The sequence below is a fragment of the Proteus cibi genome, assembly GCF_003144405.1.
Taxonomy (GTDB): Bacteria; Pseudomonadota; Gammaproteobacteria; order Enterobacterales; family Enterobacteriaceae; genus Proteus; species Proteus cibi.
On the sequence record NZ_PENW01000015.1, the window covers coordinates 243,631 to 259,349 of the forward strand.

The window sequence follows — 15,719 nt, forward strand, 5'->3', positions numbered from 1 at the left end:
GGCGGGTAATCCCCGCCTTCAAGCGTGTTCATAAACCTAATTTCTGCTATGACTTATTTCAAATAAAAATCCCCACTAAAAAAAGCGTCTGATTTTGCAATACTGAGCTGACGATACTTATTTAAAAAATCATAAAACTGCTGATTAATCAATGGATCATCAAGGGCGTTAGCATCAAAAATAGAGGTAATAGTGGTGTATTCTAAAGAGAGGGTAATTTTACGACCGATACAACTGGCGAGTAGCATTTTTGCTGATTGATAAGAAAAACGTAGGCTCAAAATTTTCAGCTTTGGAACAAAAATAAGATGATTATTATGATTGAGTATTTCCGTGATCCCCGCAATCGTTATTGTTTGATAACTGTCTAATGATTTTCGTAAGCCAACTTCTATTTTTTGTCCTTGGGTACGTAAAAAATCAATAAATTCTCCAAGTGCTGGAGAGGTGGCTTTGATTGCTGCTCCTAGTAACAATTGAATAAATGCTTGAGCAACAGAAAAATCAAAGGTTTGCTTATGAAGCTTTTTTGTTTCGATTTTATTTTGCCCCAGAAGTGGTAAATGGTTCAGAGTATCTAACCAATGTTCGGGGCGATAATAGGCTCCAGTATCCTCTTTTTTTAATGCAGCCAGATGGTTTGCCATAATAGAAATGAGTCCAATTTGAATATTTTTAAGTTGTGACATTTTTTCTATTTCGGATGGTTCAAAAGGCTTTGGTGAGGCAATGATAAATTGCACTAAACCTTCTGTATCTTTTATATTTTGAGAATGTAATGCATTCATCGATAACGTTTGCGGAAAAGGCGGGGTAATAGGTTCCGAAAAATATCGATCGGCATTCATAATATTTCTGAGTAAATCAGATTGTTTATTATTCATAAATATTATCCTTACACAGTGATAGCTCCTTTATTAAAGCTTAGTTAAGTGAAAATCTAGAGACTAAAATTTATTAACATCATGACAGACATAACATTGTGTTAACAAATTGTGTGGTCTTTAAGCGAAATTCAACGTTATATGATATGTTTAATAAATAACCTTACCTATTTTGATAGTTTAAACATGCTGTCAGTATAAAAATAAGAAGGAGAAGCTATGTCGTTACGTTTGAAAAAAGAGAGCCATTCCAAGCTATTAGTCGGATCTCAAGAATATGAGTACTACCGTCTTTCAGAAGTTGCCCGTCAATTCGGCGATATTACCCGTCTTCCTAAATCTCTGAAGGTGTTACTAGAAAACTTAGTGCGTTATCTCGACAATGATACGGTTGTTGATGAGGATATTAAGGCACTTGTTGAGTGGCAAAAAACAGCACATGCATCACGAGAAATTGCGTATCGACCGGCAAGGGTACTTATGCAAGATTTCACCGGTGTGCCTGCTGTTGTTGATTTAGCCGCTATGCGTGAAGCAGTGAAATCTTTGGGTGGGCAAGTAGATAAAGTTAATCCACTATCACCCGTTGATTTAGTTATCGACCACTCTGTTATGGTGGATGAATATGCCAGTAAAAATGCGTTCGCTGAAAACGTAGAAATTGAAATGGAACGTAACTATGAACGCTATCTTTTCTTACGTTGGGGACAGCAATCCTTTGAGCGCTTTCGTGTCGTGCCACCGGGGACAGGAATTTGCCATCAGGTAAACCTTGAGTACTTAGGCAAAGCTATTTGGTCTGAAGTGCAAAATGGGCATCATGTGGCTTACCCTGATACTTTAGTTGGTACGGATTCTCATACTACCATGATCAATGGTCTTGGCGTTTTAGGTTGGGGAGTCGGAGGGATTGAAGCAGAAGCTGCAATGTTAGGTCAACCTATCTCCATGCTCATTCCAGATGTTGTTGGCTTTAAACTGACAGGAAAATTACGTGAAGGGATCACCGCGACTGATCTGGTATTAACTGTCACACAGATGTTACGTGCTCATGGTGTTGTAGGTAAATTTGTGGAGTTTTATGGCGATGGTTTAGCATCATTACCTTTAGCCGATCGTGCAACAATAGCGAATATGTCGCCAGAGTATGGCGCGACTTGCGGATTCTTTCCAATAGATGATATCACGCTTGATTATCTGCGTTTAACAGGACGTGAAGAGCAAGAGATTGCACTTGTTGAAGCGTATAGTAAAGAGCAAGGTCTATGGAGACACGCTGGTGATGAACCGATCTTTACGTCAACATTATCGCTAGATATGGGAACCGTTGAAGCGAGCCTTGCAGGTCCCAAACGCCCTCAAGATAGAGTTAATTTATCGAGCGTACCTAAGGCATTTAAAGCCGCAGTCGATCTTGAAACCAATAAGAAACCACAGGTGCAATTTCCTCAAGTAAAAATTGATGATTATCCTGCTTTTGAGTTAACCGATGGTGCTGTCGTTATTGCCGCAATTACATCATGTACCAACACCTCAAATCCTAATGTCTTAATGGCAGCCGGATTACTGGCTAAAAATGCGGTAGAAAAAGGATTACAGCGTAAACCTTGGGTTAAGTCTTCTTTGGCTCCGGGCTCTAAAGTGGTTACCGATTATCTTAATCTAGCAGGATTAACTCCTTATCTTGATGAATTAGGATTTAATCTTGTGGGATATGGTTGTACAACATGTATTGGCAACTCAGGGCCTTTATTAGCACCGATTGAAAGCGCAATTAAGGATAATGATTTAACTATTGCGGCTGTGCTTTCTGGTAACCGTAATTTTGAAGGTCGAATTCATCCTTTAGTGAAAACTAACTGGTTAGCATCGCCCCCTTTAGTGGTTGCTTATGCCTTATCAGGCAATATGAATATCGATCTTACTAAAGAGCCATTAGGTAAAGATAAACAGGGTGATCCTGTTTATTTAAAAGATATTTGGCCTGACAGTAAAGCGATTGCAGATGCTGTCGAAAAAGTGAAGACAGAGATGTTTCATAAAGAGTACTCCGCCGTATTTGAAGGTGATGAGACATGGAAATCACTGCAAACACAAGATACGCCGGTTTATGATTGGCAACCAGATTCTACTTATATTCGACATCCCCCTTTCTTTGAAGGAATGTCAAAAACGCCAGCTCCGATTAAAGATATTCATCAAGCCAGTATTTTAGCTATTTTAGGTGATTCAGTGACCACGGATCATATTTCACCGGCAGGTAATATTAAGGCGGATAGTCCTGCTGGGCGCTATTTGCGGGCACATGGTGTCGAGCCAAAAGAGTTTAACTCTTATGGCTCAAGACGAGGCAATCATGAAGTCATGATGCGAGGTACATTTGCCAATATTCGTATTCGTAACGAAATGGTACCAGGGATAGAAGGTGGTTTTACCAAGCATATTCCAACGGGTGAAACACTGGCGATTTATGATGCTTCAATGCGTTATCAGCAAGAAAATACGCCACTGGTGATTATTGCGGGTAGTGAATATGGTTCAGGCTCTAGCCGAGATTGGGCAGCGAAAGGAACGCGTTTATTAGGCGTGCGAGCTGTTATCGCAGGTTCTTTTGAGCGTATTCACCGTTCTAACTTAATCGGTATGGGCGTTTTACCGCTAGAATTCCCAGAAGGTGTTACACGCCAAACATTAGGTTTAAAAGGTGATGAGAAAATTGAGATCACAGGACTTAATGCATTAATACCGAGCCAAGATGTCGCGGTAAATATTACTTTTGCAGATAATCGCACGGAAACTATTATGGCACGTTGCCGTATTGATACCCAAACTGAATTAGCCTATTTCCAACATGGTGGCATATTGCATTATGTTATTCGTAATATGCTGTAATTCAGTCTAGTTGTGATAAATAATCAAACGCGCCCCATTATAAATGTAATGGGGCGTTTTTATCTTCTTATAATAGCCATTACCAGCCTTGTATGGCGCCACCGTTAAAAATGGTTTCGGCAGCTGCGGCAACTTCGAGAGATTGATACGCTTTAATAAAATCCCGTACATTATCAGCGTCTTTATTGTCTTCTCTTGTCACAATAATATTGGTGTAAGGAGAGTTTTTATCTTCAATAAAAATACTGTCTTTGGTCGGAGATAAATTTATTTGTTGGATATAAGTTGTACTGATAATAGCGACAGTCACTTTGGGATCGTTTAAAACCCGTGGTAATTGTGCACCTTCTAGCTCCATAATTTTTAATTTAAGTGGATTATCAATAATATCGATAGCAGTAGGTAATAAACCACTATTGGGCTTTAATGTGAGCAGTTTCTCTTTATCTAATAACAGTAAGGCACGACCTAAGTTGGTGGGATCATTAGGGACGGCAATGGTATCGCCAGTTTTTAACTCAGAAGGGTGCTTAATTTTTGTTGAATAACCCGCCATAGGAAAAACAAATGTATTGCCCACAGCCACTAAATTGTAACCACGAGATTGATTATCTTGGGCAAGAAAAGGGCGATGTTGAAAAACATTGGCATCAAGCTCTTTGTTTGCAGTGGGATCATTCGGTAACAAAGAACCACTGAAACTCACCAATTCCACCTCTAAGCCATATTGTTCTTTTGCGACTTTTTTGGCGATTTCAGCCACATCTTGTTCCGCGCCATTAATCACCCCAACCTTGATTGAATAGTTGTTTTTATCGCTATTATCACAACCTGTTAATAATGCTCCTACTAATAATAGAGCACTAAAAACCCTACCAGAAAAATGTAATGGCATCATGTATTCCTATAAAATTTTATTTATTAATAAATAACTTAGGAACCGATAAAGAGTCAATGAAATCGCATATGACAAATTTTCACATGATATAATTTAATGATCAAAAAGATGTAAAATAAGATACAAGAAAAGGAAAATAGATAAAGAGTGAATTTATAACGTAATAGAATAAAAGGAATAAATAAAAAATCCGAGCCATACAGGCTCGGATTTGAAAATAATTAATACTGTGCAGTGACTTTATTATTGCGCTTTCTTAAATAAAAGATGACCCATTTTATCGGCTTTAGTATCAAGATAATGGGCATTACTTGGATTACGTCCGACAATCAAAGGAACTCGTTCAATAACATTAATTCCCGCGGCTTTCATGATTTCAATTTTCTTCGGATTATTGGTTAATAATCGAACTTCATGAACACCTAATAGGTTATACATATCAGCACAAAGGGTAAAATCGCGTTCGTCAGCTTTAAAACCTAACTCGAGGTTTGCTTCAACGGTATCTAATCCTTTATCTTGTAATGCATAAGCACGTATTTTATTTAGTAATCCAATATTTCGGCCTTCTTGACGATGATAAAGTAATACGCCACGACCTGTTTTGCTTATTTGTGAAAGTGCAGCTTCAAGTTGGAAACCACAATCACAACGTAGGCTAAATAAAGCATCACCCGTTAAGCATTCTGAATGAATACGAGATAATACAGGCTCTGAGCCTGAAATATCGCCATAAACAAGGGCGACATGATCTTTTCCTGTTGCGATTTCTTCAAAACCCACCATTAAAAACTCGCCGAAAGGAGTAGGTAGTTTTGCTTCTGCGATACGTCTTAATTTCATTATTTTTGACTCATAATTTCAGGTGAAACTCTCGTTCAAGATTATACACTTTATAACGAGAACAAAGAGCAATAAAACACTGAAATGCTTCCATGTCTGATAGGCAAGGAAATGGGATAACACACACTTATAAATTCACACCACTACAAATTATCAGATTTTGTATCATCTTGCATAATGATTTATTGCTAAACGTGTATCGTTTATACTGATCATCTTTAGCCGTGTTCGAAAGATAATATTGGTATTTAAGACGAGGCAATATATTGAATAAGCAAATAACAAAGTTGATTCTATTAGGTAGTATGTTGCTCTTAATCATACCAAGTGCTGTGTTGATATTGGGTTGGAAATGGCAGCCTACCGATCATCCTTTAGGCGGTATAAGTACATTATGGATAGCAGATAGTGCAGCAAAACCTTGGGGCATTGTGACTATTGTTGTGTTGTTAACGTTGCTCTGTATCGTTTTGAAACTAAAACGTAACCATTTCATTCAATTAGCTGTAATAATTATTGCTACATTATCTATTGGTCAATTCATTAAGGTTGCGGTTAAAAACACCGTAAAGGAGCCTCGACCTTATGTTGTTTGGGTGAGTGAGAATTTGCACATCAGTGCTGAGGATTTTTATCAAATATCACGATCTGAGCGAGAACAATTGCTGCAAAAAGGGTTAGCTAACTCACCGATTATCCCTGAATGGCAACTTAAACATTGGAAAGCTGAAACGGGTTATGCTTTTCCGTCCGGTCATAGTTTGTTTTCAGCCACGCTCGCATTATTTGTTTTTGCCCTTTTTATGTTGCGTCGTCATTATTTTTTAGCGTCACTCGGGTTATTATGGGGGATTGATGTCACGGTAGGGCGTATTGTATTAGGAATGCACTGGGCATCTGATGTGATTGTCGGTATTCTTATCAGCACAGTGCTGGTTTGGTGTGCATTTAAGGTAATTGAGCGACGTTTATTGCTCAAATCCTGACAATCGCCCTTATTTTTGAGATACAGAATGTCTTTTTCGATATTTATGTGAAAAAATATACGAAAATCAGATGATTCTAAGAAATGACTTTCTTTGTGCGCAGTGAAAATGCTACCTTTATCTGTCTACTAAAGAAAAGAGAATAAAAAAGGAAATAATGTGAAAAAAGTCCTACTTTTTATTTTGGTTATTCTTGTTCTTGCCATCGTGGTGATTGCCATGACTTTAGGCACAAATAACGATCAGGTAGTCACATTTAATTACCTTATTGCTCAAGGTGAATATCGTATTTCTACCTTGTTAGCGACCCTGTTTGGTGTGGGCTTTGTACTTGGCTGGATTGTAAGCGGTGTTTTTTATTTACGTGTACGCTTATCATTAGGTCGAGCAAAACGTAAAATTAAACGTCTTGAAAGCGCTCAAACAAAACAAGAAAACCAAGAAAGTCGCCCAACGGTTGCTTCTGCTACGAAATAAGGACGATAGCCGATGCTAGAATTGCTGTTTCTGTTATTACCTGTCGCTGCGGCTTACGGCTGGTATATGGGGCGTCGTGGCGCTCAACAGGATAAACAGCAGAATGCCGATCGCCTGTCTCGTGAGTATGTAGCGGGTGTTAACTTTTTACTCTCTGATCAACAAGATAAAGCGGTTGATCTTTTCCTCGAAATGCTTAAAGAAGATAGCTCTGCTTTTGAAGCCCATCTTACTTTAGGCAATCTATTTCGCTCTCGTGGCGAAGTCGAACGCGCTATTCGTATCCACCAATCGTTAATGGAAAGTGCTGCACTTTCCTTTGATCAACGTCTACTGGCTGTTCAACAGTTAGGTCGTGATTATGTAGCGGCAGGGGTTTACGATCGTGCTGAAAATATGTTTCAGCAACTGATTGATGAACAAGAATTTCGGCAAAGCGCACTACAATCTTTGCTGGCTATTTACCAATTAACTAGTGATTGGGGAAAAGCCATAGAAACAGCTGAAAAATTAGTTAAATTAGGTCAGCATGAATTAAAAGAACAAATTTCACATTTTTATTGTGAATTGGCACTTCAAGAAATGAGCAGTGATAATCTTGATAGCGCGCTTAATTTATTGCAAAAAGCAGGGCAAATGGACCCTCTTTGTGCCCGTGTTTCAATTATGTATGGCCGTATCTATATTGCTCGTAATGATAAACAAAAAGCTATTGATGTGTTAATGAACGTCATTGAGCAAGATAAAGAGATGGTCAGTGAAACCTTGCCAATGCTTTTTGAGTGTTTTCAGGCTCAAGGCGATACTTCTCGTTGGGAAACGTATTTACGCCAATGCGTGGATAGTAATTGTGGTGCGATTGCTGAACTGTACCTTGCTGACATTATTGAAGCTAAAGAAGGCATTGAAGCAGCTCAGTTATACATTAATCGTCAATTAGAGCGTCATCCCACTATGCGTTTGTTCTACCGCTTAATGCGTTACCATTTAGCAGAAGCGGAAGAAGGACGTGCCAAAGAGAGCCTTATCTTATTACGTTATATGGTGGGTGAACAAATTCGCACAAAACCAGATTATCGTTGCCGTAAATGTGGTTTTACCTCTCATGCATTATATTGGCATTGTCCATCCTGTCGTTCATGGGATACCGTTAAACCTATTCGCGGTTTAGATGGTCAGTGACGATGTCACTTTTTTAATAGTCTCTCTATAAATAAAGGCCCTAAAATGTCATTTCATTGTGATAAAAAATCGCCCGAGCTTACCTGCGCGCCCGTTATTGTGGCACTAGACTATGAAGACCAAAAAAGTGCATTAGATTTTGCACAGCGTATCGATCCCTCGTCTTGTCGTTTAAAAATTGGTAAAGAGATGTTTACCCGTTTTGGACCTCAATTTGTGACTCAATTACAAAAAGAAGGGTTTGATATTTTCCTTGATTTAAAATTCCATGATATTCCCAATACGGTTGCAAGGGCTGTCGCTGCCGCCGCTGATTTAGGTGTATGGATGGTGAATGTACACGCAAGTGGTGGAAGTCGAATGATGCGTGCTGCCAAAGAGAGCCTTACTGCCTTTGGCAAAGATGCGCCACTTTTAACGGCAGTGACTGTACTTACCAGTATGGATCAATCAGATTTAATTGAATTGGGAATAACATTGACACCCGCAGAACAAGCAGAACGTTTAGCGTTACTGACAAAATCTTGTGGTCTTGATGGTGTTGTCTGCTCTGCACATGAAGCAACACGTTTTAAACAAGTTTGTGGTGATGATTTCTTATTAGTCACTCCGGGTATTCGCCCAGCAGGAAGTGATGTTGGTGATCAACGTCGTGTCATGACACCAGAGCAAGCCATTGCAGCCGGTGTTGATTATATGGTGATTGGTCGTCCTATCACTCGTAGTGATAACCCACATGAAACATTGCAACAAATTAATCGTTCTATACAAGGTATGTAAATGGATAATAACTCTCGTTTGGTTTATTCCACAGATACGGGTCGCATAAAAGAAGAAGAACAGAAGCCAGTACGTCCTGTTGGTGATGGTATTGTGCGTATTCAGCGCCAAACTAGTGGGCGTAAAGGCAAAGGTGTTTGTGTTGTTTCAGGTATCGATCTGGATGACGCAGAGTTAGCTAAGCTTGCGGCTGAACTGAAGAAAAAATGTGGCTGTGGGGGTAGTGTCAAAGACGGTTTGATTGAGATCCAAGGTGATAAACGTGATTTAATTAAATCACTATTAGAAGCCAAAGGAATGAAAGTTAAACTTGCTGGTGGCTGATTTCGCTAGCGAGTAACAAAATGAATAATAGTGCGCTGATTTTCGATTGAGATTAGCGCATTTTTTATTGTCACGAATAGATGTCTTTTTTGCAGGTGTTTTATGAAAGCGTATTTGATGATTATCGCACTGTTATATTCTTCTGCGCTTTTTGCAGAAACTCAAACTAACAACATGATTATTCATAATAAATATTGCTCTTCACCAGAGCAAACTATGGATGAAGTCTTTGAGAATGGGGCACTAACATATTGTGTTTATGCAGGGCTTTCAATTGCAGAAGCATATAAAAAGTATGTCAGAGAGCATGATGAAGATTATCTCTTAAAAACCATTAAGGTGAACAATAACATCCAAAAAGAGTATACCCAAGACGATGTTTTTGTTGATTATAAATGGGAAAGTCCAAAAAAATTAATGATAGAACAGCAGTTTGCAGGTGGTTTTACCGAATTACTGTTAGAAGAAGATCAGCGCGGTACTAAAATTACGATCACTGGTCACCCTGATTAATTATTAGTAAAACAGTGAGTTCATAAATAAGATTATAGGTGACGCTGTCACCTATTTTTTTGCGTTTCATTCTATTCTTTTTCATCGATACTTAGATATTTTACTGGCACTGAAAGTGTTAGCCAAACACCATTATCTGCTTGATAAAATTCAAAACCTTCACTAAACATTTTTTCACTATCAATGGTTAAAACAATAACTTTTCCATGACGATTACCGACATTCACGGCGGTTTTATAATCTTGTGAGAGGTGAACATATTGACGACCATTGGGGATCAAACCTTGATCAAAAATACTTTCGATAAAGCGAGTTGCTGTACCATGAAAAAGTATTTTAGGGGGAGTAATAGCTTGATAATTAATGGTGGTTTTAAGGGAGTGACCTTGAACTGCACGAATAAAAAGGCCGTCTTCTGAAATAGCAAAACGCTTTTTATCATTGGTTTTTACAACGTCTTTAATTAATTCAAGGGTGAGCGGTGTTCCATTTTTCTGTGCTAATGGGATTAATTTTGATATTTCACCCCATCCTTGATCATCCAATGTTAAACCGATACTTTCAGGGGCATGACGTAAGATATAACTTAAAAAACGACTAACTTGTACTTTGTCTTTCATTGATTTAATCCATTTATTACTTATTAAATTTATGATGCGAAAGAAATGACCTGTGCATCATAAAAACATTTCCTTTTTTAAGGTTCTTTTTTATCGCTAGTTTGACTAGACATTAAAAATATAAAAAAGCTGATAGTTCTGAGTGAACTATCAGCTTTATTGTATACCGATTTAAGTCTTATTAGATAGGACGAGCAACGATATTACGTGTTTCTAGTTTTACATCTTCAATGCGAACAGGAATGATATCATTGAGTTTATAAGCAGTTTCGCCTTTCACAATGACGGTGCCAGTTTCTTGGCTACATTGGATTTCATCACGTACCGCATGTAAGAATGGCGCAGGAATAAAGGCAACCGCACCATTTTCAACTAAACGGACACGAACACCACCACGCGTAATATCAATAATCTCTGCATCAAATGGCGTTTCAGTGCCAGCAAACGGTTTTAAGAAACGTGCATATAACCAATCACCCACATCACGCTCCGCCATGCGGTTAGCACGGCGACGTTCAGCAATGCGAATACCATCTTCTTCTTGTGGTTTTTCAGCTTTTTCTTTGCTGATAATCGCTTTGAGTAAACGGTGATTTAAAATATCACTGTACTTACGAATGGGTGAAGTCCATGTCGCGTACGCGTCTAATCCTAAACCAAAGTGAGGTCCTGGTTCTGCTTTGATCTCAGCAAAGTTTTGGAAGCGGCGAATACGACTATCAAGGAATTGATTTGGTTGATTATCAAGTTCACGACGTAATTGGCAGAAGCCTTCAAGCGTTAATAAACGTTCAGATGTCGTTTCAATACCGTTATCTTTTAAGGTCTGTACAACTTGATCGATATAAAGTGGATCAAAGCCTGTATGAACGTTGTAAACGCCAAAGCCTAAGTTTTTCGCCAGTACTTTTGCCGCACAGATATTGGCAGTGATCATCGCTTCTTCAACAATGCGATTTGCAATACGGCGTTTTTCTGCAACGATATCTAAAACATTGCCGCCTTCATCAAGAATAAAACGGTAATCAGGGCGTTCTTTAAAGACCAGAGCATGTTTTTCACGCCATTCATGACGTTTTTCACACATCTCTTTTAATAACATCACTTGCTCATGAACCATTTCATTTTCAGGTTGCCATGGTGAATTTTCACTTTCTAACCAATCTGAAATGTTGTCATAAACCAGTTTAGCTTTTGATTCTACCCATGCAGAGTAGAAGTGAATATCTTCAAGTAGCGTACCATCTTCAGTAATATTCACTTGGCAAACTAACGCAGGACGTTTTTCATTAGGACGTAATGAACAGATGTTATCTGACAGCTCACGCGGTAACATCGGGATATTAAAACCCGGTAGATAATTAGTGAGTGCGCGTTGTGCTGCAATTTTATCTAATTCGCTATTTGGTAAAATATAAGCGGTTGGATCGGCGATTGCGATAAACAGTGTTAATTGACCGTTCTCTTCTTTACGAATAAAGAGCGCGTCATCCATATCTTCTGTTGAGGCACTATCAATAGTGACAAAGGAGAGAGAAGTCAGATCTTCGCGAGGTAAAGCGTCATGTAATATTAGCGCTTCGTTACCCATTTCAGGGGCATCTCGTTCAAGTTGATGACGCATTAAGGTCACCCACCAAGGTGCGAAGTGATCATCTTTATCCGTGATATAGTCGGTTATTTCTGCCTGAAACCCTTTATCACCTTTATTAAGTGGGTGACGACGCATTACGGCAACCGCCCAATCTTGATCCACAAAGCTATGCGTTAAACCTTGAGCGGGACGGCAAGGAATGGCGTCTTTTAAAAGAGGATGGTCTGGGATTATCCACAGACGGTTATCACCTTCTTTTTTCTGAATACGACCGACAAAACGTGTTAAGAAAGGTTCGACTAATTCTTCGGGTTCAACCGATTCTTTATCACCGTTTGTATGAACGGCAGCAATGACTCGGTCGCCGTGCATCACTTTTTTCATTTGCGGAGGGGGAATAAAATAGCTTTTCTGACCATCAACTTCAAGGAAGCCAAAGCCTTTATCTGTTCCCTTTACAAGGCCTTCCACGCGCGGTGTCTGGGCATGGAGTTGCTGTTTTAGCTGTGCAAGCAGCGGATTGTCTTGAAACATATTTTTCCGGAAATCGGCAGTTTTAAAATAAAAAGTGGGCAATAGTTTTATTCGATTGTGTGTAGTGACGCAAGTAATATTGCATCAGAAAAACAGACAAATCGGCAAAAAATTATTCAGGATCTGTTTTTTCTTTAAACTCACAAAGATCTTCAATAATACAAGAGCCACACCGTGGTTTTCGTGCAATACAGGTATAACGACCATGAAGAATAAGCCAATGGTGACAATCAACTTTAAATTCTGCCGGAACAACCTTTAACAGTTTTTGTTCAACTTCATTGACATTTTTACCTGGGGCGAAACCTGTGCGATTACTCACTCTAAAGATATGCGTATCGACAGCGATTGTTGGCCAGCCAAATGCCGTATTTAAAACGACATTGGCGGTTTTGCGACCGACGCCGGGTAAGGCTTCTAGGGCTTCTCTGTCTTCAGGAACTTCACTGTTATGTTTATCGACCAATATTTGACACGTCTTAATCACATTTTCAGCTTTAGTATTATATAGCCCAATGGTTTTAATGTATTTCTTAAGACCATCGACGCCTAAAGTCAGTATCGCCTGTGGTGTATTGGCAACAGGATAAAGCTTAGCTGTTGCCTTATTAACACTCACATCAGTGGCTTGTGCAGAGAGTAATACGGAGATCAATAGTTCAAACGGAGAGTCAAATTTTAGCTCTGTCGTAGGTTGCGGATTGTTATCACGCAACCGAGTTAGAATTTCAATACGTTTTGCTTGATTCATTATGCTCACAAATTAATTTTTAATGATATGACTACCACAGCCTTGTTCTTTTTCGTAAGTTTTTGTTGTCGAAGCGCTGCGCTTTTTCTGTCTTTCATCAATGAGGTATTTTGCTGCTAACATAAAACCTAAGCCGATAAAAGCACCCGGTGGCAAAATGGCGAGTAAGAAGGGTGAGTCTAAATGTACGATCTCAACTCTTAATACTTGTGCCCATTCACCTAATAGTAAATCAGCCCCATCAAATAATGTCCCGTTACCTAATACTTCACGTATAGCACCTAAAACAAAGAGTGCGGCCGTTGCCCCTAATCCCATCGCTAAACCATCAATAGCCGAAGGAAAAACTTCATTCTTCGCGGCAAAAGCTTCCGCACGACCAATAACAATACAGTTAGTGACGATCAATGGAATGAAGATCCCTAAAGATTGATATAAGCCATAAGCGTATGCGTTGATCAGTAATTGCACAGCACTGACGACTGACGCAATTATCATAACATAAATTGGGATACGAATTTCAGAGGGAACCCAACGACGCAAGCTAGAAACAGCGACATTTGTACAAAATAGAACTAATGTTGTCGCAATACCTAGACCTAAAGCGTTTGTTGCTGTTGAGGAAACCGCAAGTAAAGGGCACAACCCAAGTAATTGCACTAAAGCCGAGTTATTTTTCCATAACCCTTGAGAAAAGAGCTCTTTAATTGAGTTCATATTAATTTGCCTCACAGACAGAGAGTGTATCGAGTTTCTCTGGTAAAGATTGTATTAACCACGCAGTCCGTTTTGATGAGTTAACGACAGCGCGAGGGGTGATCGTCGCCCCCGTAAATTGATCAAAATCTCCGCCATCTTTTTTTACTGCCCAGTGCGGATCGTTTTCACTGGAAATGAATTTATTACTCAGCGTCGTGATCCAATCTGAAATACGGGTTTCAATTTTATCCCCCAATCCCGGAGTCTCATTATGAGCGGTCACACGTACCCCAAGGACATTTCCTTTAAAGTCGGCGCCCACAAGAAGCTCAATGGCTCCTGAATATCCATCGGGTGCAGTAGATTCTAATGCAGCAGCAACAGGTTTACCGTCTAAACGGGCAACATAAAGTTTATGGGGCTTGGCATTGCCTAATTCAGGCGCGGTAAGAAGATAGCAATCTTTAGAAAGCGAGTTGTTATACATCGCTTGGGGGATCACTTGATCTAATTGTTTTTGTTTCTCTAAGGCAACTTGTTCTGCAATAGTGTCTGCGGTTAAGTGATAAACCACCGCAGTTAAACCTGTAGTACAAGCTGCGAAGATAGCTAATGTGAGTCCATGGCGTTTTAAGATTTCGATCATCATTTTCTCCTTAGCATTAATGCCCGTAAACACGAGGGCGTGTATAGCTATCAATAAGAGGTACAGCGATATTAGCAAGTAATACAGAGAAAGCGACGGCATCTGGATATCCGCCATAAACACGTATAATCCAAACTAATAAACCAATCATCCCCGCATAAATTAAACGACCTTTAGGCGTTGTTGAGGCACTAACGGGATCAGTAGCAATAAAAAATGCGCCTAACATAGTGGCTCCAGAGAAAATCTGTAATAGCGGTTGTGAGTAACGAGTAGGATCAATACCCCAACTAATAACCGAACATAGTGCTAATACAGAAATCATCGCAACAGGGATATGCCAGCTAATAATGCGTTTATAAAGCAGGATTAATCCACCAACTAAATAAGCCACATTTACCCATTGCCAGCCAATACCCGCAAATTCACCTTGTAAGATAGGTGTCGCTAAGACTTCATCAATAGAATGAGTGAGTAAACCCGTTTTAAAACTATCAAGAGGTGTGGCTTGTGTAATGCCATCAACTGAGCGTCTTAAATCTTCAAGTGTTAAACCTGATGGCGTTTGTCCAGTAAAGAAGATACTTAAACTATCCATGACATTGTAAGAGACAGCTTGTAGTTCAACAGGGGGCATCCAAGATGTCATTTGTACTGGGAAGGAGATCAGTAAAACCACATAACCTACCATAGCCGGGTTAAATGGATTTTGTCCTAAGCCACCATAAATATGTTTGGCGATAACAATGGCAACAAAAGTCCCTAATACAATGATCCACCACGGCGCTAACGGTGGAATACTAATGGCGAGCAATACACCAGTCAGTAGCGCTGAATTGTCTTTCAGATAAAGTAAGGGATCTTCTTTTTTGAGCTTTACGCAGAGTGTTTCAGTGACAAGCGCCACGATAATAGCTAACACAATTTGGTAAATAGTGCCCAAGCCAAAGAAATAGATTTGGCTTAAAATCCCCGGAAGTGCTGCTAATGTTACCCATAGCATGACTTGGCTGGTGGATTGTTGATTATGCGTAAAAGGTGAACTCGCAATTTTTAATTTACTATTGTTATTTTGTATCGGTCTGAATTTCATCTG

16 protein-coding genes are annotated in these 15,719 nt (G+C 39.4%); 7 read left to right on the forward strand and 9 right to left on the reverse strand.

Annotation, left to right across the window (positions count from 1 at the left end; genetic code table 11):
* Positions 1–53: 53 nt before the first annotated feature.
* Positions 54–884 carry a hypothetical protein gene (locus tag DK865_RS08820; protein ID WP_109391684.1) on the reverse strand — a complete coding sequence of 277 codons (831 nt, stop codon included), beginning with the start codon at positions 882–884 and terminating at the stop codon, positions 54–56.
* A gap of 219 nt (positions 885–1,103) precedes the next feature.
* Between DK865_RS08820 and acnA the strand changes: the two genes are divergently transcribed.
* Entirely contained in the window at positions 1,104–3,776 is a 2,673-nt protein-coding gene (acnA, locus tag DK865_RS08825; RefSeq protein ID WP_109391685.1) for an aconitate hydratase AcnA, read from the forward strand.
* 79 nt (positions 3,777–3,855) lie between these two features.
* Here the strand turns inward: acnA and DK865_RS08830 are convergent, their stop codons facing one another.
* Positions 3,856–4,671 carry a MetQ/NlpA family lipoprotein gene (locus tag DK865_RS08830; protein ID WP_109391686.1) on the reverse strand — a complete coding sequence of 272 codons (816 nt, stop codon included), beginning with the start codon at positions 4,669–4,671 and terminating at the stop codon, positions 3,856–3,858.
* Between the two features lie 246 nt (positions 4,672–4,917).
* Complete coding sequence (gene ribA / locus DK865_RS08835; RefSeq protein ID WP_023582272.1) at positions 4,918–5,517, reverse strand: GTP cyclohydrolase II; 600 nt, start codon at positions 5,515–5,517, stop codon at positions 4,918–4,920.
* Between the two features lie 266 nt (positions 5,518–5,783).
* Here ribA and pgpB point away from each other — a divergent pair, with 266 nt between their 5' ends.
* The 6 genes from pgpB to DK865_RS08865 all read left to right on the forward strand — a co-directional run bounded on the left by pgpB (position 5,784) and on the right by DK865_RS08865 (position 9,779).
* Positions 5,784–6,503: a phosphatidylglycerophosphatase B gene (pgpB, locus tag DK865_RS08840; RefSeq protein ID WP_109391687.1), complete on the forward strand. Its 720-nt coding sequence runs from the start codon at positions 5,784–5,786 to the stop codon at positions 6,501–6,503.
* Positions 6,504–6,722: 219 nt separating this feature from the next.
* A complete protein-coding gene (locus tag DK865_RS08845) occupies positions 6,723–6,980 on the forward strand; it encodes a LapA family protein (protein WP_231128925.1) in 258 nt (85 codons plus the stop codon).
* Positions 6,981–6,992: 12 nt separating this feature from the next.
* Positions 6,993–8,162, forward strand: a complete 1,170-nt coding sequence (gene lapB, locus DK865_RS08850; RefSeq protein ID WP_109391688.1) for a lipopolysaccharide assembly protein LapB — start codon at positions 6,993–6,995, stop codon at positions 8,160–8,162.
* Positions 8,163–8,207: 45 nt separating this feature from the next.
* Positions 8,208–8,942: an orotidine-5'-phosphate decarboxylase gene (gene pyrF, locus DK865_RS08855; RefSeq protein ID WP_023582269.1), complete on the forward strand. Its 735-nt coding sequence runs from the start codon at positions 8,208–8,210 to the stop codon at positions 8,940–8,942.
* Complete coding sequence (yciH, locus tag DK865_RS08860) at positions 8,943–9,266, forward strand: stress response translation initiation inhibitor YciH (RefSeq protein ID WP_023582268.1); 324 nt, start codon at positions 8,943–8,945, stop codon at positions 9,264–9,266.
* Between the two features lie 102 nt (positions 9,267–9,368).
* Positions 9,369–9,779, forward strand: a complete 411-nt coding sequence (locus DK865_RS08865) for a hypothetical protein (RefSeq protein WP_109391689.1) — start codon at positions 9,369–9,371, stop codon at positions 9,777–9,779.
* A 71-nt stretch (positions 9,780–9,850) separates the two neighbouring features.
* Here DK865_RS08865 and DK865_RS08870 read toward each other — a convergent pair whose 3' ends face one another.
* The 6 genes from DK865_RS08870 to rsxD all read right to left on the reverse strand — a co-directional run bounded on the left by DK865_RS08870 (position 9,851) and on the right by rsxD (position 15,716).
* Positions 9,851–10,399 (reverse strand): RNA 2'-phosphotransferase, encoded by a 549-nt coding sequence (locus DK865_RS08870; protein ID WP_109391690.1) that lies wholly within the window; start codon positions 10,397–10,399, stop codon positions 9,851–9,853.
* Between the two features lie 181 nt (positions 10,400–10,580).
* Complete coding sequence (locus DK865_RS08875) at positions 10,581–12,527, reverse strand: exoribonuclease II (protein ID WP_109391691.1); 1,947 nt, start codon at positions 12,525–12,527, stop codon at positions 10,581–10,583.
* 112 nt (positions 12,528–12,639) lie between these two features.
* Complete coding sequence (gene nth / locus DK865_RS08880) at positions 12,640–13,278, reverse strand: endonuclease III (RefSeq protein ID WP_109391692.1); 639 nt, start codon at positions 13,276–13,278, stop codon at positions 12,640–12,642.
* Between the two features lie 12 nt (positions 13,279–13,290).
* Positions 13,291–13,995 (reverse strand): electron transport complex subunit E, encoded by a 705-nt coding sequence (locus tag DK865_RS08885; protein WP_109391693.1) that lies wholly within the window; start codon positions 13,993–13,995, stop codon positions 13,291–13,293.
* A 1-nt stretch (position 13,996) separates the two neighbouring features.
* On the reverse strand, positions 13,997–14,623 hold the full coding sequence (rsxG, locus tag DK865_RS08890; protein WP_036913144.1) for an electron transport complex subunit RsxG: 627 nt from the start codon (positions 14,621–14,623) through the stop codon (positions 13,997–13,999).
* Positions 14,624–14,639: 16 nt separating this feature from the next.
* Positions 14,640–15,716, reverse strand: a complete 1,077-nt coding sequence (rsxD, locus tag DK865_RS08895) for an electron transport complex subunit RsxD (RefSeq protein ID WP_023582262.1) — start codon at positions 15,714–15,716, stop codon at positions 14,640–14,642.
* Positions 15,717–15,719 lie beyond the last annotated feature (3 nt).

Coding starts and splice junctions, on each gene's coding strand:
- DK865_RS08820 (WP_109391684.1), bottom strand. CDS start 884: ATGAATAATAAACAATCTGATTTACTCAGAAATATTATGAATGCCGAT.
- acnA (WP_109391685.1), top strand. CDS start 1,104: ATGTCGTTACGTTTGAAAAAAGAGAGCCATTCCAAGCTATTAGTCGGA.
- DK865_RS08830 (WP_109391686.1), bottom strand. CDS start 4,671: ATGCCATTACATTTTTCTGGTAGGGTTTTTAGTGCTCTATTATTAGTA.
- ribA (WP_023582272.1), bottom strand. CDS start 5,517: ATGAAATTAAGACGTATCGCAGAAGCAAAACTACCTACTCCTTTCGGC.
- DK865_RS08845 (WP_231128925.1), top strand. CDS start 6,723: ATGACTTTAGGCACAAATAACGATCAGGTAGTCACATTTAATTACCTT.
- lapB (WP_109391688.1), top strand. CDS start 6,993: ATGCTAGAATTGCTGTTTCTGTTATTACCTGTCGCTGCGGCTTACGGC.
- pyrF (WP_023582269.1), top strand. CDS start 8,208: ATGTCATTTCATTGTGATAAAAAATCGCCCGAGCTTACCTGCGCGCCC.
- yciH (WP_023582268.1), top strand. CDS start 8,943: ATGGATAATAACTCTCGTTTGGTTTATTCCACAGATACGGGTCGCATA.
- DK865_RS08865 (WP_109391689.1), top strand. CDS start 9,369: ATGAAAGCGTATTTGATGATTATCGCACTGTTATATTCTTCTGCGCTT.
- DK865_RS08870 (WP_109391690.1), bottom strand. CDS start 10,399: ATGAAAGACAAAGTACAAGTTAGTCGTTTTTTAAGTTATATCTTACGT.
- DK865_RS08875 (WP_109391691.1), bottom strand. CDS start 12,527: ATGTTTCAAGACAATCCGCTGCTTGCACAGCTAAAACAGCAACTCCAT.
- nth (WP_109391692.1), bottom strand. CDS start 13,278: ATGAATCAAGCAAAACGTATTGAAATTCTAACTCGGTTGCGTGATAAC.
- DK865_RS08885 (WP_109391693.1), bottom strand. CDS start 13,995: ATGAACTCAATTAAAGAGCTCTTTTCTCAAGGGTTATGGAAAAATAAC.
- rsxG (WP_036913144.1), bottom strand. CDS start 14,623: ATGATCGAAATCTTAAAACGCCATGGACTCACATTAGCTATCTTCGCA.
- rsxD (WP_023582262.1), bottom strand. CDS start 15,716: ATGAAATTCAGACCGATACAAAATAACAATAGTAAATTAAAAATTGCG.